Here is a 26,519-nt window from a genome sequence, read left to right as displayed (position 1 = left end):
TCTCATAACTTAAAACTTAAAACTTAAAACTTAAAACTTAAGCGTATGGAATTTATCTGGATTGTTTTTGCTTTTATTTGTGGCATGCTGGCCCGGTTGGTGGCTATGCCGCCGTTAGTGGGCTACCTTGCGGCCGGCTTTATATTAAACTTTCTCGACTATCAGTACAGTAACAATCTCGAACTGATTTCCAATTTGGGAATCACTCTAATGCTGTTTACCATTGGTTTAAAAATAAATGTAAGAGATTTGTTTAAGACTACCGTGTGGGGTAGCACTCTGACGCACATGTCACTCTGGGTGGTGTTAACGTTGCTGTTTTTTGGTTTACTGAGTGTATTGGCTTTCAGTGTATTCGGTAATTTGGCGTGGAAAGAATTGGCTTTGATCGGGTTTGCGCTTAGTTTTAGTAGCACGGTATGCGTCATTAAAATACTGGAAAACAGTGGTGAATTAAGAACGCATCATGGCAAATTGGCTATTGGTGTATTGGTCATGCAAGACATAGTCGCCGTGATTTTTATGGTATTAGCCACTGGTGTGATCCCCTCCATTTGGGCATTGGGGTTGGTGCTTCTATTGGTCGTGAAGCCTGCTCTTGATCGGTTGTTGGACAGTGCTGGCCATGGCGAGATGATACCATTACTCGGTTTGTTTCTCGCACTAGGGGGTTACGAACTGTTTGCCGCACTTGATATTAAAGGTGACCTTGGCGCTTTGGTGATTGGTATGTTAATGAGCAATCACAGTAAGGCCACCGAGCTGTATAAGTCGCTGATGGACTTTAAAGATCTTTTTCTGATCGGCTTTTTCCTTTCAATAGGATTCGCAACATTACCCGACTGGGAAATGTTGTCGATAGCACTATTAATCGGTGTCATGCTGCCGCTGAAAAGCGCCTTATTTTTCGCCATTTTTTGGATGATGAAACTTCGGATCCGAACTGCTTTTCTCTCTGCTCTGATTTTATCGAATTTTAGCGAGTTTGGACTCATCGTGGTCGACCTTTGCGTCAAACTCGAATGGCTCGATAATCGATGGCTGGTGATTCTAGCGTTGGCGGTGTCTTTTTCCTTTCTTATATCGAGTTTTGTCTATCGATCGGCCCATACCTTGTATGCTAATTACAAACGTCGCTTGCAAACGTTAGAAGCGGTTCGAGATCAACACCCGATTAAATTGGCGAAAGGTACCGAAATCTTAGTGCTGGGAATGGGGCGTGTCGGGAAAGGAACTTACAACGCATTATGTAAGTTGGTGGGCGATACTGTTTGGGGGATGGATGCCGATTTACAACGCATTCAGTCCTTACAGCGTGACGGATATCGAGTATTTTACGGCGATGGCGAAGACGCCGATCTTTGGGAAAGCCTTGATCTTTCTCGTATTAAAATGGTTCTTATAGCGTTACCTTATATAAACGATATTAAAAATATCCAACAGCAATTAAAAAGCGTCGACTTTTCAGGAAAAGTGGTTGCTATTGCCCGGTATGAAGACCAAATAGAAGAATTAAAAGAAGAAGGCATTGATAAAGTGTTTAATTTTTACGTAGAAGCGGGTGTTGGATTTGCGGAAGAGAGCTTGGCACTGATACGAACGAGTCAATCAAACTAAGATGAGATTCCCTTAACGTGATTCTAGGTCGGGTTGTATAACCTGACTTGCTAATAAAAAATCATGCCGCAATGGTCAAAAAGCGCTAAATAAACTGACTTTTTGTTGTATTTTTATGTAAGACATCACAGATTTGTATATTTTTTAATAAAATTAGAAGAGATGTATTTTTTTTAGTCTATCTTTTAATTAAGAAAACTACATAAAAAGGTGGCTCTGAATGATCAAGGTTATCCGGGGCCCCCGACATTTGTTTTGCAGGAAGAGAGTCGAGCAATCGATACTTTCTTCTACAGAGGGAACTGACAAATTCCAAATTTTAACCAGGAAGGGGTTGGAATTGAAAGAATCGGTTGGTGTCTGTAAGAAGCTGTGAGACCAACGGATGAATGCTGCCAAAGTTTTAGTCGTGGAAGATGAGCAGATTGTGGCCCTGGATATTCGGCGTCGTTTAACGAAGCTGGGATATCAAGTCATTGGAACTGCTGCCCACGCAGATAAAGCCTTATCACTTTTACAAGAAAATCTTCCTGATATTGTTCTTATGGACATTCATATTCAGGGAGATGTTGATGGTATCGATTTAGCCTCTCAAATTAATAAAAGTTACCAATTACCTGTGATTTTTCTTACCGCGTATTCTGAAGACAATACCATTAAACGCGCTAAGGAAACCCATCCTTATGGTTATTTGCTAAAACCTTTTTCCGAGCGTGAACTGAACGCTTCCATTCAAGTAGCTATGGAACGATTTCGAGAAGAAGCAAAAACCCGTGAAAATGAAAAGCATTTGTCGTTGGCGCTGGAAGCCGGCAAACTTACCAGTTGGGAATACAATCAATCGGTTAATGACGTTTTAATTGAAAAAAGCAGTGAAGGTCAATTGAAAACGCTGGTTGGCTGGTCGAGTTTGTTGAAGCGAGTGTCGGTGGAAGACGGAGAGAACATTAAACGTGCAATGGAAGATCTGCGTCGAGGACGAGTGAAACAAATCGAAGTGGAATTTCAAATTAAGGAGGAGAACAAGTCACGTTGGTATAAATTGTACGGTAAATCGTATCTTGATCATCGTGACAAAATGATGAGACTGGTTGGAGTGATACAGGATGTAACCGAACGCCACGATGTTGAACAACAGCTGATGCAAGCCACTAATATGTTTGAATGCACTGCTGAAGGAATCGTCATTCTCGATCATGAGCGAAAAATTGAATCTTTCAATCAAGCGTTTACTACTATTACTGGATTTTCCCAAAAAGAACTGGAGCACAAAGAGCTCCCCTTTTTTAACCCTCAGAGCATGGGGCGACAAAAATTTTCAGAGTTGTGGCGGCAACTGCAACACGATGGAAACTGGCAAGGTGAAATAAAAACCTATCATAAAGATCACCAGGTTGTACACTTGCTGATTAATATTGGTCGATTACCCAGTTCCGATCAACAAGCTGCGCGTTATGTCATGATGGTGTCGGATATTTCAGCACTCAAACAGGCGCAGGAAAAACTTTCACAAATTGCTTATTTTGATGCACTTACTGATTTACCGAATCGCACCTTGTTAATGGATCGTTTTTATCAAGCCATTAACAAAGCGGAGCGCGCTAAATCGATGCTTGGCATTCTTTTTATTGACCTTGATCATTTCAAGCAGGTTAACGACTCGATGGGACATCAGTTTGGTGATTGTATGTTACGAACACTTGCCAAACGTTTGTCCTCACGACTCAGAAAGTCGGATACCATGGGACGTTTTGGTGGTGACGAATTTATCGTGATTATGGAAAATATTGATGATGAAAAAGATTGTGAAATATTGGCAAAAAGTTTGTTAAAAGTTTTAGATGAACCGGTGATATTGGGAACTAATGAGTTGCAACCCAGTGCTTGTATTGGTATTAGCCTGTATCCGAAAGACGCAGAAAATTGCAACGATTTAATCCAAAAAGCTGATATTGCTATGTATTCAGCTAAGAAAAAAGGCGCAAAAAACTTCTCGTTTTATCACACCAAAATGACTCAACGAGCCACACATTATTTGTTGCGAGAGCGCGAAATTCGTCAAGCATTACAAAAGCATCAGTTTGAATTGTTTTATCAACCCATATGCGATGGTCGCAACGGTGTTCTTAGCTCACTTGAGGCTTTAATAAGATGGCGTCATCCAAAGCTAGGGTTAATGTCGGCATTGGAAATTATTCCTGTTGCCGAAAGCAGCAATTTGATTGTGGATGTTGGACGCTGGGTTCTGCGTCGAGCTTTCGAACAATTGCGAAGTTGGTGTGATAAAGGCATACAGCCTGTGCGTGTTGCTGTAAATGCATCCAGTAAGCAATTTTCTCACGATCATTTACCTGAGTTAATAGCATCCTTAATGAATGAATTTTCGATTGGCCCAGAAATGTTAACTATTGAGTTGACAGAATCTTGTTTGCAGTCAAATGAACAAGTATTAAGGGACATTCGCCAGTTAAATGATATGGGAATTCAGATAGCTTTGGATGATTTTGGCACCGGGTATTCTTGTTTAAGTTCTTTAAAAACCTTACCGATTGAATACTTAAAGATTGATCGTTCCTTTGTTCAAGACATACCTCATGATAGCGGTGATTGCGCAATTGCAGCTGCCATTGTTGCTATGGGACATCAACTGAATAAAAAAGTGATCGCTGAAGGCATAGAAACACGTAAGCAATTATCGTTTATGAGTCAATTGGGGTGTGACTTCCTTCAAGGATATTATTTTAGCGAACCTATTAACACTGAAGAAATTGAAGACCTATTACAAAATCAAAAACGAGGTCAAGTTTTACCTCATTAAAAATGGGATACTTAAGTCATGAATGACTTGAACTCGCGCGGTATCCGGCAAACTGCGCAAATGATGACATTGGCGGTGGAGGCATCACCTAATGGCATCGTCTTAATCGATCAAAATGGATTAATTGTTCTGGTCAATAAAACCGCCGAAGCACTGTTTGGCTATAAGCGAGAAGAGCTTTTAGGAAAGTCAATTGAAATTCTAATTCCTAAACGACTACAAAAAAAGCAGCTCGATAAGTTGTACTTATTCTTTTCAAAGTCAATTGAAAATGACTCGACGAAAGAACATGATCTGTTCGGACTTCATAAAAAGGGATATGAAATACCTGTCGAAATCGGGTTAAATACGATTTCATCAGAAGAGGGTAGTTTCGTACTCGCCGCTATCGTTGATATTACCGATCGTAAGCGAGCGGAAGAAATGATGCATTTGACGGTAGAAGCTTCACCTAATGGCGTGATTCTCACTAATGATTTAGGTTGCATTGAACTGGTTAACTCAACCGTTGAAAAAATATTCGGTTATTCGAGAAAGGAGTTGATCGGTAAGCCTATTGATGTATTGGTACCAAAACGTTATCGAGATATGCATCCTCGACTCCGTCAACATTACTTAGATTTTCCAGAAGCGCGAGCGATGGGCCATGGTAGAGATCTCTATGGCACTCATAAAAGCGGACGAGAAATTCCGTTAGAAATTGGATTAAATCCAATCCAAACCAATCAAGGTCTCATGATTTTGGCGTCGGTGGTTGATATTACCGAACGTAAACAGCACGAATCGGTTATTCTCAATGCGTTAAAAGAAAAAGAAATGCTTTTAGCCGAAATTCATCACAGGGTCAAAAACAACCTTCAAATTATTGATAGTTTAATTGGCATTCAATCTGAAAAAGTGAGTGACAACGAGGCTCTTTGTGTTCTCCAGGAGTGTCAAAACCGAGTGAAGTCTATGGCGGTGATTCACCGAACCCTATATGAGTCTAAAGATTTTTCTCGAGTCGATTGCGAACAAGTCATTCATACGTTAATTGAAAACCTGGTCAGTTCTTATGCCGTAAATTCCGAAAAAATCGATATACACATTCAGGTTCAGGATATAAGTCTCCCAATAAATATCAGCATTCCCTTAGGTTTAATAATTAATGAACTCTGTTCCAATGTATTTAAGCACGCTTACCCAAACAATGAAAAAGGTCCTCTAATTATTTCACTGACGCAACAAGCAAATAGCAGTTATCTACTCGAAGTATCCGATGCTGGGTGTGGCATACCGGAAGATTTTTCAATTGAAAATAGCAAGTCCCTTGGGTTGATGTTAGTGCAGTTACTTAGCGAGCAAATCGGTGCAGAGCTCGACATTCACCATTATAAACCGACTCGATTCCGTATTCGATTTAATGAGAGTTAGGCGTTCTGTTACGGTGATTACCGACTGACCTGTTTTTTTCTGGTCAAACTCAACGCGCCTCTTAATGTTCTTTGATGGTCTAACGCACTGGTATGACAGGCTTGTTTCGAACCGAATTTGCATCTCCTTGGGTCATATTGGACTATACTTAGCGTACTAAATTAAATGGGGTCCGTATGCGACGTATAACGTGGGTGACAATATTGGTCTTTAGTTGGTTCTTTCTGAGTCAATCGGAAGCGGCCAGTTGTAAGCCAAACACGGCAATCGATGCGAAGCTCAAAGAAACACTGATTATTGCTGGCTCAGATAGCCTAGCGCCGATTTTGAAAGCACTCAGTGATGAGTTTCGCTGTTTTTATCCCGGGGTCGACTTTACTATTGGTGAACAGGGCTCAAGTTTTGGTCCAAAGGCGTTGATTAGTGGAGAGGCGCATATTGCTTCATTAAGTCGCAGTATTAATGCTCAGGAACTGAATCAATATATTGCAAAGTTCGGGGAAGCTCCCAGTACGATTCGCGTTGCTTTTGATCCCATTATTCTATTAATTCATTCCAGCAACCCTTTGGAAAAACTCACAATCGAACAAATTGATGCCATATTTTCAAAGGATAGAAAATGCGGTGCTACTAATGCGATTACCGATTGGTCTCAATTGTTAAAGGGATTTTCAGGACCCATTCGAGTAATTGGTCGAGATAATTCGTCAGGTACAACCGGACTCTTTAAAAAACTGGCCTTATGTAAAGGCGAATTTATTACAAGTGCTGAAATTAAAAACAGTTTTGAAGACATAGAAGCGATAATCAGTAATGATTCATTAGCAATTGGCTTTGCTCCTTTAGCGTATAATACAAAGAAAATAAAATCATTGAAAATTCAAGGTGAAGAAGAAGTGGTCAGCGCTGAGCCGGTTATGGTGGTGTCTGGTAAGTATCCTTTAAGTCGCAGCTATAATCTTTATTTCAACAAAAACAACCTAACAGCGACAAAAATTGAATTAAAGTTCATTCGATTTATTAAATCGCGCAAAGGAAAGCAGATCGTTGAAAGTTTTGGACTTCTGCCATTTTAAAGGTGGTTAAAATTGAAATTTACACGTTAGCAATTGGTTGACAATTGAAACCCTCGACCATCTCGATTACGCGAATATTTAAAAGGTTCGCCACAGCTAGACAAAGGTACGAGCTTAAAACTGTGTGGAACCAATTCTTCGATCGATCTCGGGTATTCACCGTAATGCATGTAGTAATCTTCTAATGCGCTCTTTAAGTGATTTTCATTGATACGCATCGCTTTGGGTTTGTGAATCTGTCGTTCTTCTTTTTTGTTTTCGATTGGTTTGGTTATTTTATCCAATACGTAATTTGTTGCGAATATGCCAACGATTAAGCCTGTTAGAAATACAGGAATTCGAATCACTATCGGCAATTCATCCCATTTGCTTTTATTGTTCTGACCCGACATATTTGGTTCGCCATGCGTTTGCAATAGTATAGTAAGCATAGAACATATTGATTGTATGACTGGATAATTCTAATTGGAAAGAAACAATAGATTTAATTTTTAGTCTTCCATTGTTTCATACCGACCAACAAGGTCAATCAAGAGCAACCGAATAATTCACTGATTAAGTTCGTCCTGGTTCATGTTGTTCATATCGAGGGAGTTTGGCGTCGAGATCATCCCAGTTGGCTTTCGACGTTACAAAGTTATGCGAAATAGGGCGTTCTGCTATATCAGAATCTAAAACTCCTAGCCTAAGTCGTATTCGGCTTAAATCTTCCGAATTCGAGCTGTAAATGGGTGAAGCACATTCGCCACAAAAATGTCGCTTTTTACCAGGCCGTAACTCAAATTGACGGATCACCGCTTCACCTTGACGAATAACGAGATCAGAAGTGTTTACAAAACCATTCGTCGCATAAGCCGTTCCGCTCGATTTTCGACATAACGAGCAATGACAATGTATGATGTCTTTAATGGGTCCATTTATTTCAATAATAACTTGCCCACAAAGACAGCTACCTTTATACATACTTTTTCTCCGCAATAATAAATACTAAAAATAAAATTTATTGTTTAATAAAGTAAAGATAAATTAAAAATACCAACCAGCTTAAGGCTAATAGTATCCATGGCAACCAATGAACTTGGTTTCCATCGTTGGAATTGTCTGAAATTTTCGTGGTATTTTCCATTTTAAATTTAGAATTTTTTTTCTTTTGTTTGTCCTGTTCACGAAGCTTTGCTTTATGTTGTTTCTTGTAGTGCTCAATGCCTTTTTGTATACCTTGTGCAATCAATTTGGTTTGCTCTTTAGTTTGACCAGGGCGTTGAGTTGCTTTTGCGATGGCTTTTGCCTCAACAATTGTTTTATCAGAGGTTTTGTTTTTTTGACTCATAAGGTTTCGTTTTTATAAATGTTTAGGTGAGTTCTTTAAATGATCATGCTGCCAGATTTTGTGGTGAGTTGGTTGATCGATATTTCCACCGCTTAAAATCACTAATACCCGCTGTGGTTGAGTTTGTGTTTTTAACCATTCATAAACACCTTGCATGGTCATAGCGCTGGTTGGCTCAATATTTAGCTTGAGCAAGTGAGTGAGCCATTGGGTCCAGTAAATAATCGCATCTTCTTCTATTTCGTAAAATTCATCCAATTGCCGAATATACTCAAACGTTAAATCTCCTACCGCAGGTGTTCGCACGCCATCTGCGATGGTATCGGGTGTTTCACTAAATGTGAAAATTTCTCCTCTTCGACGCGATTCCGCGGCGTCATTCGCAGCCAACGGTTCAACACCGATGACTTGCGTATTTGGAGAGAGATTTCGAGCGGCAATAAAAGTCCCGGACAATAAACCTCCACCACCACAGGGTGCAAAAATCGCATCAATGTTTTCAACCTGATCGAGCGCTTCTTTAGTTGCTGTACCTTGCCCGGCAATAACGTCTGGGTGATTGTATGGCGGAATCCAATAGACACCGTCTTCAGCAGCAGCTTCTTTAACGGCACGGTCAACTTGGATTCTATTCTCTACTAGTTGAACGTCTGCACCATAATTGATTGTAGCTTGTATTTTGACTTTGGAGCTATTGGCAGGCATAAATATTGTTGTCGGTATTTGAAATTGTCTTGCAGCCCATGCAACAGCTTGCGCATGATTGCCTGAACTGTTGGCTACAATTCGCGTCGGTCGTTCATCTTGCTCAATTAATGAAGCGACAGAATTACATCCGCCTCGGGCTTTAAATGCGCCAATTTTTTGCAAGCATTCGGCTTTAAAAAATACTTCGTGACTTAGCCATTGATTTAATAAGGTAGAACGGACAATAGGTGTCTTATGAACATAAGGTATTATTCGTTGATGGGCTGCATCTATATCTGAATAGGTGACCATAGCTATATCCTTTGAAATTAATGAAACACAATATCATAAGTTGATTTAATTACGAACCTTCAGAGCACATATTCTTAGCGAGTATATCTTGAGTAAAAACCGATATTATTTAAACCGCTGACGAATCGTTTTAAGCGACAAAGTATAATGGTATTGAATTTGTTCCATAGTATATTGATGTTCTTTAGCAACGGGACATTGCATTCGAGCAACACAACGATCCGCACATAACGATTCCACTTCTTGGCGATAGTTAATACATCGCTCAAAATCAAAAACATTGTTATCTAACGCACGGGGTGGGCAGGCATTAATACAAGGATGACTATTGCAAGCTCCGCACACCGCTAGCGAGTTTACTTTTTCGGTTATTGGAAAATTACTATTGGCCAATAACACAGCACGATAAGCGAACCAAGAGCCATAAGTTTCGTTAATGCCAACCTTAAATGGAGAGTCTTGATGCCAGCCAGCGAGTATACCCAGTTGTTGTAAACCGATGTATTGGCAGCCAGGGTAAACGACTTTTAAATTTAGTTGAGGATATTGCTTTTTAAAGTAATCCATTACCAGCGTTACTGAAAAATCATTAACTGGATGCTCGCTGTCTATGGCTGACTCTTTTATTGTTTGCCACATGCGCTTACCACCATGACCAAACAAAATAAGTTGCGTATAGTTTTCTGGGTCGCAAACGTGCTCTTTAATTGATAAGTAAATCGCTTCAGGTAATTGCTCAATAGAAAATACATGGTGCAAATTCAATCCCTGATCGGATAGCTCACTATTCATAAACGGGGCTGCTTGGTAGTTATTCATTATTTATCTCTGGTATTGCGTATTCAGTCTTTGTTGCAGTTGAATGAACTGAGTATCCGTTGGTATTCCAAATCGCAAGGCGTTTTGATTATCACAAAGCCGTGTATAAATACCCAGTCGACAAAGCTGTTCCCACTCTTGTTTTGCATTCGCCAGTTTAACTGTTTTAAATAGTGACGTTCCTTGTACCTGTGTTTGGTAGCGAATTTGTAACCACTGTTGTAACTTTTGTGAAAGTCGCGCTAAATATTTTATTTGCAAGGCTTGCCAAGGTTTGTCTTTTAATGCTTGTTCGGCAACATAAAGTGCAGGGCCGTTAACGGACCAAGGGCCGAGAAAACTCTCTAATTGTACGAGGTGCTCAGGTGAGCTGCTTACAAACCCCAATCGTAAACCGGCAAGACCGAAAAACTTTCCAATAGACCGTAATACAAACAGGTTTTTCTTCTCTTGAAACCTGATCATCGAAAAACATTTATCCAAAACATCCATAAATGCTTCGTCGATAATCAACCAGCCATTCAACTTAGTAAGCACCTCTAACAAATATTGAATATCTGTAGAATTGATTAATTCACCGGTGGGATTGTTGGGGTTGATCAGAATAACAATACTGGTGTTGGTTATCGCACGCAAATTGTAAATCGATTGATAGTGGCTAACTGGAAACCCTTGATCTAACCAAGCTTTTTCGTGTTCTTTGTATCCGATTTTGGGTAAAAAAACAGGTACCTTTTTCTTAAATTTATGTAGCCATAATCGAGGCAAGGTTTGTATAACAGCCTGACTTCCATGAGTGACCAACAATTGTTTCGCTTGATAATAGTTTTTTGCTGATTGAATAAAGGAAGGGGAGACTTGCGGTAGTGTTCGCCAGATATCATTCGGAATATTGGTTGCCGGATAAGAATTAGGGCTGATACCGGTCGAAAGATCAATCCAGTCCAGCTCAACATCAGAAAAGGTTTGTTGAATTTCGAGTAATTGACCACCGTGTGGTAAAACGTTTGATGCCTTCATTTATTCTCCCTAATCAACGATAGGTTAGTAAGTGGATGAGACAACGAAAAATGATAAAAAGACAAACAAGGCAACCGATCGATTTAGAAGAGAAATACTGCGTCTAATATCGGTGATTTTGACGGTTTGACCTTTACCCAGTATGGGTGTGTGAACAACTTCGTTTTCGTAGATGGAAGTTCCACCTAGTTGGATGTTCAAAGTTGTCGCGCCAGCAGCCATAGTCCAACCGCCGTTAATACTTTTATAATGTTTACTTTGGTGAATCGCATTGTGAATGGATAACGTAAAATTTCCTTGTAAGGCATAAACTATTGCAGTGAGTTTTGCTGAAGGCCAACCAAGCAAGTCATCCATGCGCGCAGCAAACCACCCAAAATCAAAAAAACGTTTGCTTTTGTAGCCCCACATCGCGTCTAAAGTGTTTGCCAGTCGGTGTAAAATCACAGCGGGTGCACCACCGACCAAATACCAGAACAAACTGGCGATTACGGCGTCGTGACCATTTTCTAGCACTGATTCTGTTACAGCGCGTGAAATATCCGGAGAGGAAAGCTCATGAGTATTTCGGCTGACCATATACCCACAATAATGTTGAGCGGTTTTAACATCTCCTTTAATTAGCGGATGATAAACCTGCATTGCATGTTGATTGAGACTTTTTAAACCTATCGCCAAGTACAATACAGTCACTTCAATAAACATCGAAACCGTTTGAAATAAAGTTAGTGTGTAAGTAAGAAATACGAAAGGGAGTACTAGTAAACACCAAGAAAAAATACCTAACCATTTTATTTGCAAGCGCGAGAAAGTGATTCGATTAAATTTGGCTTCACCTGTATTCGCCAGATTGCCGAAACCTACCAGAGGATGAAAACGTTTTGGCTCACCAAAGATGTGATCAATCATCAAAGCATTAACGATAACCAAAACTTCAGTCACCCGACTGATCCGACAAATTAAATTGGTTAGTGCGATGACAAAACTCTACCTGGAAATAATAGCCATTGCCGTACTGGCTGTAGGCATCACAAAAATCTTTGCCATTCAGTTTAGAAAGAAAGCAGCGCAGTAGATCGCCATGGGTGATTATTAAAAGTCGCTTTTGCTTATTATTACTCGCCAGCTTAATTAACGAATGTTCGAATCGAGTTGCTGCGTTGATAGCGGATTCGCCATTGGGAGGTGAGTGATGCGTAACACGAAAGAAAATATCCTGAAAATGCGGTTCGTTATGAAGACTATCAAACAACTTACTTTGCCAATCACCAAAGTGACGTTCTTGTAAGTCTACATCTTCCGATAACGGAATATTGATAAGCTTTTGACAGATCATGCCCGTACTTTTCGCTCGACCTAGTGTTGAAGTGATGATGCTATCTATTTTTTTATCTTTACAGCTAATCGCGAGTTGTTGGGCTTGATATTCGCCTTGTAGTGTTAATGGACTGTCGAGTTGGCCTTGTAACCGTTTTATTCGATTCCATTCGGTTTCGCCATGACGGGCTAGGTAGAAAGTTGTTATAAGTTTCATAGTAAACGGGCTAAATCTTGGTTTAGCCCATTGTTAAAAGTTAAAATTGGTAATTTGCACTTATAAAACTTTGTCGTCCGGGTGAACGATAGTTGAGTACATTTTCCGGTGATTTATCAAGAGCATCGCTAATTTTTAGTGATACAGTGAAGTCTTTATTTAAAAAGATATTGGCTGAAAGATTGAGCTGTGTATAACTTTGCAAAGAAATGCGAGTTGATGGCCAGGTACTATAATCTGTATCAGGTCGTTCACCGACATATTGATAATGCGCTCTTAATGCCAGCTTTTCGAACTCTAAGCCCGCTTGATAGCTCATGATTTTTTCCGCGCGACGCACTAAAGAACGCTTAAAACTGACATCCATATTCGTATTAACATCAAATTCCGTTGCTTTTTCAGTGGCATGTACATAATGATAGCCTACTTTATGATTAAAAAATCCTATACGCTGTTGAAATGAAACTTCATAACCATTGACGAAAGCCTTTTCTATATTAAACGGCTGCAATACACCAAATTCGTTGTTTTCAAAGGCAATAAGATTATTAAAGTCTGTTTGGTAACGAGCAATAGCAAAGGAGTAATTGTTATTATGGATCGATAAACCGAGTTCATTTGTGTAGGAAACTTCCGATACCAGGCTACTGTTTCCAGCGAATGAGCCAACATTAGGGTAATAAAGATCATTAAATGTAGGTGCTTTAAATCCTTTGCCGCGACTGGCTGTGATGTTTAGAAAATCCAGTGGTTGATACCCTATTGCTGTAGTAAAAGAAGTATCAGTGTCACCGTTTTCAATATCATCATAACGAACAGATGTTTCTAAAATGATAGCTTCATTATGGTATGAAGAATAAATATAACCACCATGGGATTTGCGACTCGAGTTGTCTAGCTTATAGATTGTCGAATCCCAATTGACAATAGTCGTTCTATCCAACGTGTCATCGACTATATCTACTCCTCCTAAGAGATGAAACCCCGTCGTCCATTGGTAGCCTACGAGCGCATTCAGTTGTCTTCGTCGAGTTTCATATTTGGAGTTTTCTTCTAAGAGTGTCTGATTGCCGTAACTTTGCGACCAATCTCTGCTTTGTCCGTAACCCAGCTTAGATTGCCAAGGGCCGCTTACGTAAGTGTATTCAATATTGAATAAATGATCTTTGTAATCGGATTCGTCTGCACCCCAGTCATTGTCAAACTCATTGTTACCTTGATTAGCAGAGAGGATCCAGTTAAGTGATAGCTCATCACTCAGAAGGTAATCGCCGACAAAAGATAAGGTCATTCTTCGATAACCGTCTTTGTCAGGTTGAGAGTCTGGGGTGGTGGTTGAAGGGTCTGAAGTATCAAGAACGTCAAACCCTTCGGATGACTCACTACTTAGTGTTACGCTGTGATTAAGCTTTTCTTTTCCGAATCCAACACTGTAACTACCCGAACGAAACTGGTTAGAGCCAGCACTAACAGTTGTATTGTGCACGCTGTTATCAAATTTACGGGTGAATATTTGAATGACGGCACCCATTGCATCGGAACCCCAGATGGAAGCACGAGGTCCTTTAATGATCTCAATTCGTTCGATGTGATGAACCGAAATGGATGAAAGCGCTTTTTTGCCATCGGTTGCTGAACCGACTCGAACTCCGTTGATTAAAATAAGCGTGTGATCAGAGTTTGAACCGCGAGCAAAGATAGAACTTGTTTGTCCTGCTCCACCTTGGGTTACAACATCAAGCCCGGCCACGGAGACTAACAGGTCAGTTATCGACTCTGGTTGAATTAGCTCGATGTCTTCACGTGAAATAACTTCAATGTTTGCCAGCGTATCTTGAATGTCTTGTTGAACTCGATTGGCCGTAATAATTAATTTATTTTCATGGTTATTAGCCAAAACAGTCTGACTAGAAGCAGTAAAAGCCGCCGCTATCGAAGCGGCAATAAGTGTAGGTTTCATGGTGTTTCCCCTAAATGCGCCCACCGCGCGTAAATCGAGACTTTTTTGTCTCTTTGTTAAATCTATTACTGAGCCGGTCTCCGGGCTGACATCATTTGATGATCACCGTTGCGGGGGCAGCGCTGGGTTCACACCAGCTTCCCGTTATATTTCAATTCTTACTCGAAACACTCAGTGGTAAATCACTTTCCTTGTTATTTGACCTCTTTTAATCCCGATGGATATACCGCGGTCGGGCGGTAATATTCAGTTACGAGCAGCGAGTGACGAGTTTCGAGCAAATACCATCAAGTTTCACTTGACTGTAAAAAACAAAACGTCTTGATTTTCAACTCGCAACTCGCAACTCGCAACTCGCAACTCGCAACTCGCAACTCGCAACTCGCAACTCGCAACTCGCATCATCGCGCTGAATCAATAGCTTTACAAAGTGCTTTTAAACCAATTAACGTTCTGGGTGTGAAACGGTATAAAAAGTCGGAACGAATATCGTACAGGTGCTTATGTTTTACCGCTTTTACTTCCGGCCAATTGTTCCAAATGGATTTTTTAGCCGCTAAATCGCCCGTTTGGTGCGGGATGATAATCACTTCAGGATTTTTTACAAGTACCGATTCCATAGAAACCATCGGATATTCATTTACGGCATCATCAAAGATGTTGACGCCATTGCAATCACGCACCAGTGATGCTATCGACGCATCAGGACCGAGCGTTTGCATGGGATCGTGCCAAAACTGAAAAAACACCTCGACTTTACGTTTATCCGCATAGTGAGCTTTGATGTCTTTGTATTCTTTGTTGACCGAATCGTAAAGCGCTTGAGCTTGTGCGGTATTGCCGGTGTATTGCCCTAACTCTAAAACGTCTTCTAACATCTGCGGGATGGATTGCGGTTCTGTGTAAATAACGTTTAATCCCAAGGACTTCAATTTTTCTAAATCGTCCGATTTGTTTCCGGTACGCCAGGCAACGATTAAGTCGGGCTTTAGGGCCAATACCTTTTCCAGTTGTACACCAGTATAACTTCCGATACGTGGAATCTTGTTTGCTGCCGGTGGATAATTCGCGTATTCCACGGTAGCAATTATGCGTTCACCTGCACCAATGGCGTATAGCAATTCCACAGAATGAGGGGACAGGGCAATAATACGCTTCGCTGGTTTCGCGAACCCGATCTCGCTTATTAGTAGGAATAAAAGTAGTGTAGTAAAATGCCTCACCAGTCCACTCCTTTACGCGCTTTAATGCCCGCTTTAAACGCGTGTTTTTCATCTTTAATTTCACTGACTGTATCAGCCATATCACGCAGTTCGGTAATGGCTCCACGGCCAGTTACGATCACGGACTGGTTTTCTGGCCGGTTCCGAATAGCATTGAGCACTTCGTCTTTCGGCAAGTAGTCGTATCCGAGCATGTAGGTAAGTTCATCCAGTAATACCAGGTGAATGTCAGGATCATTTAAAAACGCTTTGGCTTTTTGCCAAACCTCAGTTGCTGCGGCGATATCGCCTTCACGATCTTGCGTATTCCAGGTAAAGCCGGTACCCATAACTGCAAAGGGAACGCCGTGATTTTCCAATAGGTTTCGTTCTCCGCAATCCCATTTGCCTTTGATAAATTGAACGACGGCCGCTTTATATCCGTGGCCCACACATCGTGCGACGGTGCCAAAACCGGAAGTCGATTTACCTTTTCCATTACCGGTAATGACTAATAAAATACCGCGTTCTATGGTTGCTTGCGCCACTTTCGCGTCCACTTTTTCTTTTTGCTTTTGTGCTTTAATTTTGTGTTTCTCGTTTTTATCCATATTTAACCTTTCATGTTAAGCGAAAGAATTTGCTCGATGTTCAAGTGTTCTTCAAAACAGTCGGCCAATCGATCCAGTTCTTGCAGTCGAAGTTGATGCCAATCGATAGTTTGAGTTGATTTTCCTGTAACCCAAAGTAACAGTGCTTTTAAAGTGTCGGGATGTTCAAACAAGCCGTGCAGGTAACTGCCAACAATTTGTCCATCACTGGATACGACGCCGTCGTTATAGCGGTTACCCATTTGATCGATGACCTTGGCAAAGGGTTTTTGCAGTGCTTCTCCTTGTGATTGACCACAATGAATTTCATATCCCTTAATGCCACCTTGATGATCCAGAATTTGAAATTCACCCTTTACTTGTTTCAATTGTTTTTCAGGATAAAGTGTTGTTGAAAACTCCAGAAGGTTTAAGGCTTCACTTGAACCTGCGTTACTTTCGATACCTTTTGGATCGTGAATACTTTGGCCTAACATCTGATAACCGCCACAAATTCCTAACAACTTGCCGCCGTAACGTAAGTGACGTTTGATATCGATATCCCAACCTTGTTGCTTCAGCAATGCTAAATCGTCTCGCACATTCTTACTGCCTGGCAAAATAATCAAGTCTGCACTGGTTAAGGGTTCGCCCTGAGGAATAAACTGCAAATTTACATCGGGATGCCAACGCAAAGGGTCAAAGTCAGTATGGTTGCTGATGCGTGAAAATACTGGCACTTTAATGTTTATACTGCCTATGCCTTCATGAGTCTCTGCATTAATGGCATCTTCGGCGTCGAGTTTTAAATGTTTGAGATAAGGTAAAACACCCAACACCGGTTTTTCAGTGTGTGTTTCTAACCAGTCGAGCCCGGATTGCAATAAATTAAGCGATCCTCGGAATTTATTGATTATAAAACCTTTGGTGCGTTGCTGTTCTGTTTCTGAAAGCAGACGTAATGTTCCCACCAGGTGCGCAAACACACCACCACGATCAATATCACTGATAAATATCACTGGGCAATTGGCCGCTTCGGCAAACCCCATATTAGCAATATCGTTGGTCCTCAAGTTAATTTCTGCAGGGCTGCCAGCACCTTCTATTAAAACCACATCAAATTGACTTCGCAGTCGATGATAGGATTGCATCACGCCTTCAAATGCGAGCTCTTTTATGTTACCAAACTGCTTCGCATCAAGCTGGCTTACCGCTTTACCATGCAGAATAACTTGTGAATGTCGATCACTGCTGGGCTTTAGTAGCACGGGATTAAAATCGATCTCCGGTTCAAGGTCACAGGCCATCGCTTGTAACGCTTGTGCACGACCAATTTCTCCACCACTAACTGTCACCGCGCTGTTTAATGCCATGTTTTGCGGTTTAAAGGGTGCAACGGAAATGCCGCGTCGTTTTAACACGCGACACAAACCGGCAACGGCAATGCTTTTTCCGGCATCGGAAGTGGTGCCCTGAATCATCAAACCATTAGGCAAGATCATTCAGCTGCTCCGTCTGGTTTAATTGGATTAATTGTGGAAAGAGTTTTCCTTTTTCACCGTGATAAATTTCAATTTTTGAGATCGACGCATAATCAACAGCAAACCGTCGAAACTGCAACCCGGATCGATAGTCCATTTTTAAACACCAGGCAACCAACGTTCGGATCACACCAGCGTGCGTGAGTAATGCGATTGTTTGCCCTTTGTGACGGTTGAGTAATTGATGCACGGCTGTTTCGATACGAACACTGAACGCAAGCAATGGTTCAGCATTAGGTGGTGTGTGTTGATCAGGATCATTAAAAAACTTTTCAACGTTACCGGGATAGTGTTGGTACAAAGTATCGTAGGTCCGTCCGTCCCAGTCACCAAAATGACACTCTTTAAATTGCGTATTGATGGATAAAGCGATATTTCTTTCACTGGAATAATGTTGAGCAAAATTGGCGCAGCGACTGAGTGAACTTGAAATCAATTGATCCAGTTTGGGTAGAGAATGAAAACTTTTTTCGAGTTGCTGCCAGCCGAGCTCGCTCAGTGGCGAGTCAGTTGAGCCCAGTAATGCATTTTTTAATTGAGGCTCACCGTGACGGATCAAAAAAACTTGGGTATTCATGTTTAAGAGCCAGACAGTTGTGCGGGTTCTTTTAAAGATAACGGACAGCCAGCGACCACCAAAGTAACTTTATCCGCGATATTGGCTAATGCCTGATTCAACCAGCCGGCGTGATCAACGAATTGTCGAGACAACTCGCCCATAGGTACAATGCCGCTACCGACCTCGTTGCTGACAATAATAATGGTGTGTTGGGTTCGCATTAGCGCATCGATAAAGTCATCTTTCTCTTGTTGCCAGTTTTCGTCATCATTAGTGCACAACCAATTACTGAGCCACAAGGTTAAACAATCGATCAATACGACCGAGTTATGATCCACTTGATTCAGCTGCTTGGACAGATAGAAAGGCTCTTCAATTAACTCCCAGTGCTGGGGTCGCGATTGTTGATGATAAGCAATGCGCTGTTTCATCTCTTCGTCTCCAGCGGTTGCTGTTGCCAGATAAATAACGTCACGCTCTGCTTTTTCGGCTTCTTTTTCAGCAAAATGGCTTTTACCAGAACGAGCACCGCCCACTACCAAATGGATCATAAAGAGGTTCCTGTTATTAAAAGGATTAGGTAAATGAAAAGTTCATTAGCTTGCTGTGTTGCACCCAGCGAATCACCGGTAAAACCACCAATCTGTCGCTTTAACCAAACGGCAATTAAAAAGGTAAATCCAAGCAATGTGAGCAAAAACACTAAAGCGTATGGCCAAACGAGCAATAGCGCCAAACCGCCACTGAGTGCATTGAATAACAGATCCAGCGGTTGTTGCGATTCGGTTAAGGGTTTGCTTTTGCTGACATCAAATTCAGTGACGTAGGGTAAAAAATAAATTAATGCAGTGGCCATCATTCGACTGAGTGGATGCGCAATTATCAATGCGACCGCTGGCTGGGAAACTTCTGACAACAACACAAATTTTAAAGTGAGCACAAACCAGATCGCTAAAGCGCCATAACTGCCAAGACGCGAATCCTTCATGATGGAAAGCTTTTGTTCTTTCGTCCAGCCTCCGCCAAGACCGTCAGTTGTGTCGGCTAATCCGTCTTCGTGAAAACCACCGGTAAGCAAGATTCCAAATCCCATCGACAGTAAAATGGCAATCGATTTTGAAGTGATCGGTTCCAATAACCAGAATACACAGGCACAACAAACGCCAACCAACCAGCCTACCAGTGAAAAGTATCGACTGGCTTTATTTAAGTGGTGTTGTGAAAAATCCAGGTTATTTGGAACGGGAATGCGCGTAAAGAAACCCAGTGCGATCCAAAAAAGATTGCATTCTTGTTTGAATTTTAAAGTTAGGGCTTCTGTAGACATCGTAAAACCGCTTCAAGTTGCGAGTTGTTAATATCGAGATAGTCAATTGTTATTTGAATAATCACTTACCACTTACATCCGTAATCCCGGCACTTGCAAAACTTGCCATATCGTTATAAAAGCTGGCCGAAGCTTTAAGCAGCGGTAACGCCAACGCGGCACCGGTACCTTCCCCGAGTCGCAAATCTAAATTTAATAACGCGTTACCGCCCAAATGCTGGATCATACGCTGGTGGCCTTGCTCGTTGGATTGGTGACAAAACACCATATAATCGATAACTTGTGGGCAAATTTTATGAGCCACCAATGCGGCGGCGGTGGCAATAAAGCCATCCACTAAAATAATTTTCTGTTGTTCTGCCGTGGCAAGCATGGCACCGCACATTTGGGTAATTTCATAACCGCCAACCGAGGCTAGAATATCTAACGGACAATCGAGTTTATCGGCGTGCAGCCGTAATGCCTGATCGATCAGCTGCGTTTTTTTATGCAGTGCTTCGTCGTTTATACCGGTACCACGACCGACACATTCATCGGCAGGAATTTTAAGTATGGCGGCCATGATCGCTGAAGCAGATGAGGTATTACCGATCCCCATTTCTCCAAAACCAATGACATTCGAGCCGTTATCAATTTGTTGCTTGGCAATTTGCTTTCCCAATAAAATACCCTCGACAGCTTGATCCATCGACATGGCCGCTTGTTTTGAAAAATTAGTCGTGCCACTTCCCAAACGTTGTACGATCAAACGATCATCTTCTATCGGTAATAAAATACCCGTATCGATCACTTTTAATTCCATTTCATTAGTAGAGCAAAAACAATTGATAGCCGCACCGCCTTGTAAAAAGTTCAACACCATTTGTTGAGTTACTGCTGAAGGCGCAATGCTGACGCCTTCTTCGGCAATGCCGTGATCGCCCGCGAAAATTAACATGACCGGTTTGCTTATATCGATGCGATCTTTACCCAAAACCAATGCCAACTGTAACGCCAGTTTTTCCAATTGTCCTAATGCGCCCGGTGGTTTGGTTTTTTGATCAATGCGTTGTTGGATCAAATCGCTGTCTGTACGGTCTAAGGGGGGGATCGAAAACGTATCGTGAGTAATCATTTAAACCTCTTTGCTGCGCGACTTTAAAATTACGAAAAAGAAAAAGCTGCCCACGGCCGATGTAACGACACCCACAGGTAAAACTTGATTGGTAAGCAGTGAGCGGGCGATGACATCCACCCAAATCATGAAAGCCCCACCTAACAAAACGCAGAGGACTAATATTCGACTCATTTGTGCGCCGACAATAAATCGACAAATATGTGGGATCATTAAACCTACAAAACCGATTCCACCAACATGAGCTACCAGTATTGCGGTAATAGCAGAGCATAGGATCAACATCGATAGCCTCAGTGAATTTACCGGTACGCCCAATGTGTGCGCGCTTTCATCACCGGCTTGAATCGCTGAAAGCCATCGACGAAAAATTAAAAACACCAAAAAACCGAGCGAAACGATAGTGTAGGGCATCCATAGCTCACTCCATTGACTGTTGGAAAAACTGCCCATCATCCAGAACAATAAAGTCGCAGCGATCTCTGGCTTTGAGTAATAAAGGATCAAACTGGTGAAGGCACTGAGCATAAAAGAAACCGCAACACCGGACAGTAACAGTCGTTCTACATGCGTTGCGCTGCGTCCAGCTAACGTTAACATTAAGACAACGGAAAACGCACCGCCAACCAAAGCGCCAAAGGTTACACTGATCACCGCGGTTGGAATAATTGCCATGACTATCACAGCACCTAAAGCCGATCCGGACGAGATACCAAACAAATAAGGGTCGGCCAGCGGATTGCGTGTGACACTTTGTAAAATTGCACCGGTGATCGCCAAACCGCTGCCAGTGATCAATGCCATTAAAATGCGTGGCAGGCGAATGTCCCAAATGATCTTTTGATGAATACTGGAAACATCACAAGACTCACTGCACAACAAAGCGTTCCATACCTGTGATAAAGTCAGCTCAACGCTACCACTGGCAGCTGCGATGCCAAAGGTAAACAATAAAAACAGCAAGCTGCTAGCAAAAAGGAGTGTATAGCGAACACTAAAACCTTGTTGTTGCGCAAAATAACTCATGGTTTGGCTCCCTGATGAAAAGTGATTCTGGGGCCAGAATGAAATGGGTGCGGATCGATCGCAACTTTCACGCCAAACACTTGCTGAAGGTTTTGTATGGTTAAGACTTCACTGTGTTGGCCGTTGGCAATAATTTTTCCGCGATCGAGCAAAATAAAACGATCACAATAAGCGGCGGCTAAGTTCAAATCATGAATGCTGACCATTACTGTTATACCAAGACTTTTCGCCAGGGCCAGTACTTCTTGTTGGTGCCGAACGTCAAGGTGGTTTGTAGGTTCGTCCATTAACAAAATTTTGGGATCCTGAACAATGGCACGTGCAATCATGGCGCGTTGCTTTTCGCCACCCGATAAAGAGTTAAAGTTTTGTTGCAGTTTGTCAGCCAGATCAACTTGTGTTGCTGCATCTTCAATGCGCCGCCGATCGTTTTGACTGTCGAAAGTAAACAAGGGTTTGAGGGGTGTTAATCCCATACTGATCACATCAAACACGCTTAATTCAAATTGGCTTGGCGGTTCTTGTAGCACCACTGCTATTTGACGAGCAAGCTCATTACGAGTGTATTGGTCCAGTGGTCGGCCCTGAAGTTGTAACTCGCCAGAGTAGTTGGTGATTTTACGGTAAAGGCAACGCAGCAACGACGACTTGCCGGCACCATTGGGTCCGATTAAGCCGACGAACTCGCCAGTGGTTACGGCAAAGCTGAGATCATCAAGAATGTTACGACCGTTAGCTTGCCAGCTTAGGCTTTTGGCTTGAAAAACAACAGACACTCGCACTCCATAGAGATTCGCACTCTTATTCCAACGAGCGAATGAGGCAAGCGATAAACAGGCTTCGAGAAGACTAAAAATGCGCTGCGCCCCGAGTGACCCGCTCGGAATACACGAAAAGGCGTTTCTAGATATCTAAAATATTAGAATTGCCCTACAAACTAACATCGGCAGGTCTCCTGGCTTGCAGAGGTAACCTCCGAGCACCTTCCCAAAAGCATTAGACACTGTCTTCTGATTTCAGTGGAAAAGCTCTTCGCTCTGCTAACAGTTGCGGGCACAGCCGCGGATTTACACCGCGTTCCCTTTTAAGCGCTAAAAAACGTTGTTATTCGTAAGATAAGTAATTTTTCTGCGCACCGAAAATTGTGGCCCGCGATTATAACATAGTTACTTTTACCGAATAGTAGAAATGATAGGGTCTTTGTTAGTACTTCATTGAATATGATGCGCAAAAGCTGATTGTATTTTAGTGTAACCCATTGTTTTTTTGATTATTTTGTGAATATCAGTGTGCTATTCTTTTCACGCGGATATGTCAATGAAAGTTATTACAAAACAGTGAGACTTCCCTTTAATCAGTCATTGCGTATTGGCTAATCGATACCGTCCAGTTGTCCGATGGTTTTTCGATAACGCGACCAATTTCTTTACCATTTTGCTCAATAACTAACGTTGGTGTAAATAGAATCGAATAGTGCTTTCCATTGATTTTAGGTACGGATTTATCGTACCCCACGGCAATCATTGTTAATTGTAAATTTGGGTTTTCAACAGCCTCTAGCAATCGTAACAACTGTGGAACTTCTCTTTCGCTGTCGTGACACCAGGTGCCAAAAATTAAAGTCAGCTGTGTTGGTTGATTGATACTTCTTAAAGCGTCGAGTCGTGTAAAATTAACCTGACTGTTTTGATAATTTTTTTGGAATGCGGGAAAGTTTTCCAGCAAGTATTGCTTGCTCATTATTCCGGTAGATTGAATCGAATCTGATTTCGTCGCCGTATGAATCGTTTGGTTTGTCTGATGACAGGCGGCCATTAGCGATAGAAGTAATAAAAGAATAACAGTGTCAGTTTTCATTATTTTTTTTCATTAAGTAATTATTGGGATCTAGATAAAACGCTTTTTTCCAACCCTGAGTTGAAAAGTCAACATTCCAGAAATAGGGAAGTAAACTCAAAATACTGAAGTGTAAATGTGGCGGTTTACCTTTGGCATTACCACTGTCACCCAAATAAGCGAGGGTGTCGCCGGAGGTTACCCACCAGCTAACATTTTTATGAAATGAATCCAGGTGTGCGTAGTAGTGAATTTTCCATTCAGGCCCAAGATAGGCGAGTGCTTTGCCACCTTTTTTCAGCTCGCCTTTAAAAATTAACAGGCCGTGATTGGCGGCGACCACAGGTGTTTTTTGTTGGCCAAAAATATCGATACCTTTGTGAGTACCCGAACTGCCCCAAGGTTCGTACCAGAATGTTTTGTGATGCCAATCATTACTATCGGCGTTTCGCACTGGAATGCGCCAGTCGTTCGGTATTAAAGCGCCGAGTGCCAGTATTAGTGCGGGTACTAATAGACGTTTTTGCTTCAGCTGTTTATAAGTTTTATTATTCTTCAATGGTTTCACTGGAGTGCAGCGCGATGTGATTGCCTTCGCTGTCAATAATGATGGCGCGTTGACCGTGTGGCCCAATCGAGTGCGGTGGTTTGACAATCTTTCCGCCATTGTTCTCCACTTTTGCAACAGCATCTTGCATTCGGCTATCGACATTAAAATAGATTAACGTAGACATTGGAAGTGGTGTGAATTCGGCCTGTGGTACTAAGCATCCAGCCACATCGTTATTTTGATGATGGAATACGGCAAAGCGAAATCCATCAAATTCCTCGATGCTTAAGTCTTGACCGAGTACCGATTGATAAAATGTAACGGCACGATCCAGATCCGAAACACCCAGATCAATCCAAACGAAGGTATGCATGAGTTTCCTCCAAACTTATTCTTGCTTAAAAAATGGCAGTATCCAGTTAAGCAAACTACCGATAGCGACAATCATTGCACCGATAATAAAAACTTGTAAGTTGGTTTTTGCTGAAAGCCATTGCCAACTCGACATTTGATGCATCATAGTCATCGCAATTAGGGTAAAGCCGATGATATAACAAACGATTGATGAGGTGGGTGGTTTTTTAAAGGTGAATTTCATGAGAGTCAGTTTCGTGTCTTATAACTCGCCCAATACAAAGGAGTGCCCTTCGCTTTCGATGACCAAACAGTCTTTTCCATCAACTTGTTGTTGTTTTGCGATATCCACCATTTGATAAAACACATTGCGGCTGATTAGAGCATCGAGATTGCGACGTACTCGAATATAGGGTGATGGCTCGGCTGTTATTGGATCCGTCACAACGTGAATTGGATGCTCTTTGCCGGCGATGAATGTGTTTTCGACATTATCGGTGAATACTAAACATTGTTTGCCGTTGACTTGCTCGACATTCATTAACACAGCTACAAAGGGAGCGTCTTCGACTTGAATACGCAGTTTTTCTACTGGTGTTACCAGAAAGTATTCGTCGTTGTCTTTGCGTAAAACAGTGGAAAAGAGTTTGACCAATTTTTGACGACCGATCGGGCTACTCAAGTAATGCCAGCTGCCATCGCGCTTTATGATGAGATCCATATCTCCACAAAAAGGGGGATCCCATTTTTCTACGGGTGGGAGTTTTTGGCTTTCAATTTGTTTGGCTAGGACTTCTGGGTTGATCATGGTTTTTGACTGGCCTTTTTTATAGAAATTACCTAAAGCTAAATGGAGCATGTCATTGCGAGCGTAGCGTGGCAATCGCCTAAAAACAATACATTTACCGATTGTCTTCTGGAGCAGGTTTCGCACTGCTGCGCTTACGTGCGAGTCACTTTTGTCAGTCGACACAAAAGTGACTCGCACGTCGGGGGCGAAACCTGATTTTACAAGCTATCGGTAAACAAAACTTAAATAAACGTCCCTTAACCTTTCTGAATCAAAAAAACAAACAACTCTCCATCCACACTCTGCTCCAATAAAAGATGATCCATAAACTGACAAAACTTTGGAATATCCCGAGTAGTCGAAGGATCATCCGCAATCACTTTAAGCAAATCGCCAGAAGCAAGTTCGCGCATTTTCTTTCGGATCATCATCACAGGTTCTGGACAGCGCAGGCCTAAGGTATCAAGAGTATGGTCAGTCACAAGCAATGTTCAAGAAAAAGGAGTTGGGTTAGTGTACCCAAATAACGATGTGAATGAAAAGTTAAGGACGGATTACAGTACTTTTTAATTGAGCGTGACGCTTAAACCAGAGAAAAGACATCGCGCGGTCAAACTGTGCTTTTTGAGATGCGTTGAGCTTGTTATAAAGGTTTTCGACAACTTCAATCATTTGTTGGGTTTCTCGCAAATGAATGGCCATATGTCTTTCTCGTAGTTTCAAGGTTTCCAAACTGTTTAATGAGTCATGATCCTGTTTAAACTGTTGCAGTTGCTTTTGTCTCTGAATGCGATTTTCCAATTGTTCTAGGAAAGTAATTTTAAAGCGAAACCAATTATCGATCTGATTTTCGGTCAGGTTTAAGTGTTTCTCAAAAGAGGCCAAATTACGCTCCGCTTGGTCCACCGAACCGTCGTAAATACTTGAGAAATAGCTGGCAAACTCATCATCAACGAAGTCTTCATTGAATTCTGAAATACTGTGGGCGGGAAGCGCAAATAGCAGGCAAAATACCAGTCGGGTGAAATAGTCCATCATTAACCT

The 26,519-nt window shown here is 41.7% G+C and carries 29 protein-coding genes and 2 riboswitches; of the genes, 4 read left to right on the top strand and 25 right to left on the bottom strand.

The genetic code is table 11. The features are described 5' to 3' along the window. The first annotated feature begins 45 nt into the window (after positions 1-45). The 4 genes from ACTUJY_RS06360 to ACTUJY_RS06345 all read left to right on the top strand — a co-directional run bounded on the left by ACTUJY_RS06360 (position 46) and on the right by ACTUJY_RS06345 (position 6,924). Positions 46-1,617, top strand: coding sequence for a cation:proton antiporter domain-containing protein (locus ACTUJY_RS06360; protein WP_463615229.1), 1,572 nt, complete (start codon positions 46-48; stop codon positions 1,615-1,617). A 385-nt stretch (positions 1,618-2,002) separates the two neighbouring features. After that, complete coding sequence (locus tag ACTUJY_RS06355) at positions 2,003-4,435, top strand: EAL domain-containing protein (protein WP_463615228.1); 2,433 nt, start codon at positions 2,003-2,005, stop codon at positions 4,433-4,435. An 18-nt stretch (positions 4,436-4,453) separates the two neighbouring features. Continuing rightward, positions 4,454-5,848, top strand: coding sequence for a PAS domain S-box protein (locus ACTUJY_RS06350; RefSeq protein ID WP_463615227.1), 1,395 nt, complete (start codon positions 4,454-4,456; stop codon positions 5,846-5,848). Between the two features lie 176 nt (positions 5,849-6,024). Continuing rightward, entirely contained in the window at positions 6,025-6,924 is a 900-nt protein-coding gene (locus ACTUJY_RS06345) for a substrate-binding domain-containing protein (RefSeq protein WP_463615226.1), read from the top strand. 26 nt (positions 6,925-6,950) lie between these two features. Here the strand turns inward: ACTUJY_RS06345 and ACTUJY_RS06340 are convergent, their stop codons facing one another. The 25 genes from ACTUJY_RS06340 to ACTUJY_RS06220 all read right to left on the bottom strand — a co-directional run bounded on the left by ACTUJY_RS06340 (position 6,951) and on the right by ACTUJY_RS06220 (position 26,513). After that, positions 6,951-7,316 carry a hypothetical protein gene (locus ACTUJY_RS06340; protein WP_463615225.1) on the bottom strand — a complete coding sequence of 122 codons (366 nt, stop codon included), beginning with the start codon at positions 7,314-7,316 and terminating at the stop codon, positions 6,951-6,953. 163 nt (positions 7,317-7,479) lie between these two features. After that, complete coding sequence (locus ACTUJY_RS06335; protein WP_463615224.1) at positions 7,480-7,887, bottom strand: GFA family protein; 408 nt, start codon at positions 7,885-7,887, stop codon at positions 7,480-7,482. 37 nt (positions 7,888-7,924) lie between these two features. Further along, positions 7,925-8,254: a DUF2956 domain-containing protein gene (locus ACTUJY_RS06330; RefSeq protein ID WP_463615223.1), complete on the bottom strand. Its 330-nt coding sequence runs from the start codon at positions 8,252-8,254 to the stop codon at positions 7,925-7,927. A 12-nt stretch (positions 8,255-8,266) separates the two neighbouring features. After that, complete coding sequence (locus ACTUJY_RS06325) at positions 8,267-9,253, bottom strand: serine/threonine dehydratase (protein WP_463615222.1); 987 nt, start codon at positions 9,251-9,253, stop codon at positions 8,267-8,269. Between the two features lie 105 nt (positions 9,254-9,358). Further along, on the bottom strand, positions 9,359-10,045 hold the full coding sequence (locus ACTUJY_RS06320) for a hypothetical protein (RefSeq protein ID WP_463615221.1): 687 nt from the start codon (positions 10,043-10,045) through the stop codon (positions 9,359-9,361). 30 nt (positions 10,046-10,075) lie between these two features. Next, positions 10,076-11,092, bottom strand: a complete 1,017-nt coding sequence (gene cobD, locus ACTUJY_RS06315) for a threonine-phosphate decarboxylase CobD (protein ID WP_463615220.1) — start codon at positions 11,090-11,092, stop codon at positions 10,076-10,078. Between the two features lie 24 nt (positions 11,093-11,116). Further along, positions 11,117-12,034 carry an adenosylcobinamide-phosphate synthase CbiB gene (gene cbiB / locus ACTUJY_RS06310; RefSeq protein ID WP_463615219.1) on the bottom strand — a complete coding sequence of 306 codons (918 nt, stop codon included), beginning with the start codon at positions 12,032-12,034 and terminating at the stop codon, positions 11,117-11,119. After that, a complete protein-coding gene (locus tag ACTUJY_RS06305) occupies positions 12,027-12,626 on the bottom strand; it encodes a histidine phosphatase family protein (protein ID WP_463615218.1) in 600 nt (199 codons plus the stop codon). The genes cbiB and ACTUJY_RS06305 overlap by 8 nt, the downstream gene beginning before the upstream one ends. A gap of 40 nt (positions 12,627-12,666) precedes the next feature. Then, positions 12,667-14,586: a TonB-dependent receptor domain-containing protein gene (locus ACTUJY_RS06300; protein WP_463615217.1), complete on the bottom strand. Its 1,920-nt coding sequence runs from the start codon at positions 14,584-14,586 to the stop codon at positions 12,667-12,669. A gap of 54 nt (positions 14,587-14,640) precedes the next feature. Continuing rightward, positions 14,641-14,776, bottom strand: a riboswitch (cobalamin riboswitch). A gap of 211 nt (positions 14,777-14,987) precedes the next feature. Further along, positions 14,988-15,809: a cobalamin-binding protein gene (locus tag ACTUJY_RS06295; protein ID WP_463615216.1), complete on the bottom strand. Its 822-nt coding sequence runs from the start codon at positions 15,807-15,809 to the stop codon at positions 14,988-14,990. After that, the gene (gene cobO, locus ACTUJY_RS06290; protein ID WP_463615215.1) at positions 15,806-16,399 is read right to left on the bottom strand and encodes a cob(I)yrinic acid a,c-diamide adenosyltransferase; all 594 of its coding nucleotides are present in this window, start codon (positions 16,397-16,399) and stop codon (positions 15,806-15,808) included. The genes ACTUJY_RS06295 and cobO overlap by 4 nt, the downstream gene beginning before the upstream one ends. Before the next feature lie 2 nt (positions 16,400-16,401). Then, positions 16,402-17,880, bottom strand: a complete 1,479-nt coding sequence (locus tag ACTUJY_RS06285; protein WP_463615214.1) for a cobyric acid synthase — start codon at positions 17,878-17,880, stop codon at positions 16,402-16,404. Next, entirely contained in the window at positions 17,867-18,496 is a 630-nt protein-coding gene (locus tag ACTUJY_RS06280; protein ID WP_463615213.1) for a histidine phosphatase family protein, read from the bottom strand. The genes ACTUJY_RS06285 and ACTUJY_RS06280 overlap by 14 nt, the downstream gene beginning before the upstream one ends. Before the next feature lie 2 nt (positions 18,497-18,498). Next, positions 18,499-19,029, bottom strand: coding sequence for a bifunctional adenosylcobinamide kinase/adenosylcobinamide-phosphate guanylyltransferase (gene cobU, locus ACTUJY_RS06275; RefSeq protein ID WP_463615212.1), 531 nt, complete (start codon positions 19,027-19,029; stop codon positions 18,499-18,501). Continuing rightward, positions 19,026-19,805 (bottom strand): adenosylcobinamide-GDP ribazoletransferase, encoded by a 780-nt coding sequence (locus tag ACTUJY_RS06270; RefSeq protein WP_463615211.1) that lies wholly within the window; start codon positions 19,803-19,805, stop codon positions 19,026-19,028. Before ACTUJY_RS06270 ends, cobU begins: the two co-directional genes overlap by 4 nt. Positions 19,806-19,866: 61 nt before the next feature. Beyond that, the gene (cobT, locus tag ACTUJY_RS06265; protein WP_463615210.1) at positions 19,867-20,919 is read right to left on the bottom strand and encodes a nicotinate-nucleotide--dimethylbenzimidazole phosphoribosyltransferase; all 1,053 of its coding nucleotides are present in this window, start codon (positions 20,917-20,919) and stop codon (positions 19,867-19,869) included. Then, entirely contained in the window at positions 20,920-21,945 is a 1,026-nt protein-coding gene (locus ACTUJY_RS06260; RefSeq protein ID WP_463615209.1) for a FecCD family ABC transporter permease, read from the bottom strand. After that, positions 21,942-22,721 (bottom strand): ABC transporter ATP-binding protein, encoded by a 780-nt coding sequence (locus ACTUJY_RS06255; RefSeq protein WP_463615208.1) that lies wholly within the window; start codon positions 22,719-22,721, stop codon positions 21,942-21,944. Before ACTUJY_RS06255 ends, ACTUJY_RS06260 begins: the two co-directional genes overlap by 4 nt. A 152-nt stretch (positions 22,722-22,873) precedes the next feature. Then, positions 22,874-23,063, bottom strand: a riboswitch (cobalamin riboswitch). Positions 23,064-23,295: 232 nt separating this feature from the next. After that, positions 23,296-23,802: a TlpA family protein disulfide reductase gene (locus ACTUJY_RS06250; RefSeq protein WP_463615207.1), complete on the bottom strand. Its 507-nt coding sequence runs from the start codon at positions 23,800-23,802 to the stop codon at positions 23,296-23,298. Continuing rightward, positions 23,792-24,340 (bottom strand): M23 family metallopeptidase, encoded by a 549-nt coding sequence (locus ACTUJY_RS06245; RefSeq protein WP_463615206.1) that lies wholly within the window; start codon positions 24,338-24,340, stop codon positions 23,792-23,794. The genes ACTUJY_RS06250 and ACTUJY_RS06245 overlap by 11 nt, the downstream gene beginning before the upstream one ends. Then, complete coding sequence (locus ACTUJY_RS06240) at positions 24,330-24,704, bottom strand: VOC family protein (protein WP_463615205.1); 375 nt, start codon at positions 24,702-24,704, stop codon at positions 24,330-24,332. Before ACTUJY_RS06240 ends, ACTUJY_RS06245 begins: the two co-directional genes overlap by 11 nt. Positions 24,705-24,719: 15 nt before the next feature. Further along, entirely contained in the window at positions 24,720-24,929 is a 210-nt protein-coding gene (locus ACTUJY_RS06235) for a hypothetical protein (protein WP_463615204.1), read from the bottom strand. Positions 24,930-24,947: 18 nt separating this feature from the next. Further along, positions 24,948-25,658: a DUF1285 domain-containing protein gene (locus ACTUJY_RS06230; RefSeq protein ID WP_463615203.1), complete on the bottom strand. Its 711-nt coding sequence runs from the start codon at positions 25,656-25,658 to the stop codon at positions 24,948-24,950. A 74-nt stretch (positions 25,659-25,732) separates the two neighbouring features. Next, positions 25,733-25,957 (bottom strand): sulfurtransferase TusA, encoded by a 225-nt coding sequence (gene tusA, locus ACTUJY_RS06225; RefSeq protein WP_463615202.1) that lies wholly within the window; start codon positions 25,955-25,957, stop codon positions 25,733-25,735. Positions 25,958-26,018: 61 nt separating this feature from the next. Beyond that, entirely contained in the window at positions 26,019-26,513 is a 495-nt protein-coding gene (locus tag ACTUJY_RS06220) for a Spy/CpxP family protein refolding chaperone (RefSeq protein ID WP_463615201.1), read from the bottom strand. Between the last annotated feature and the right edge of the window lie 6 nt (positions 26,514-26,519).

Source organism: Pleionea sp. WD8-19 (assembly GCF_055326765.1).
This window is presented reverse-complemented; position numbering and strand designations above follow the sequence as displayed.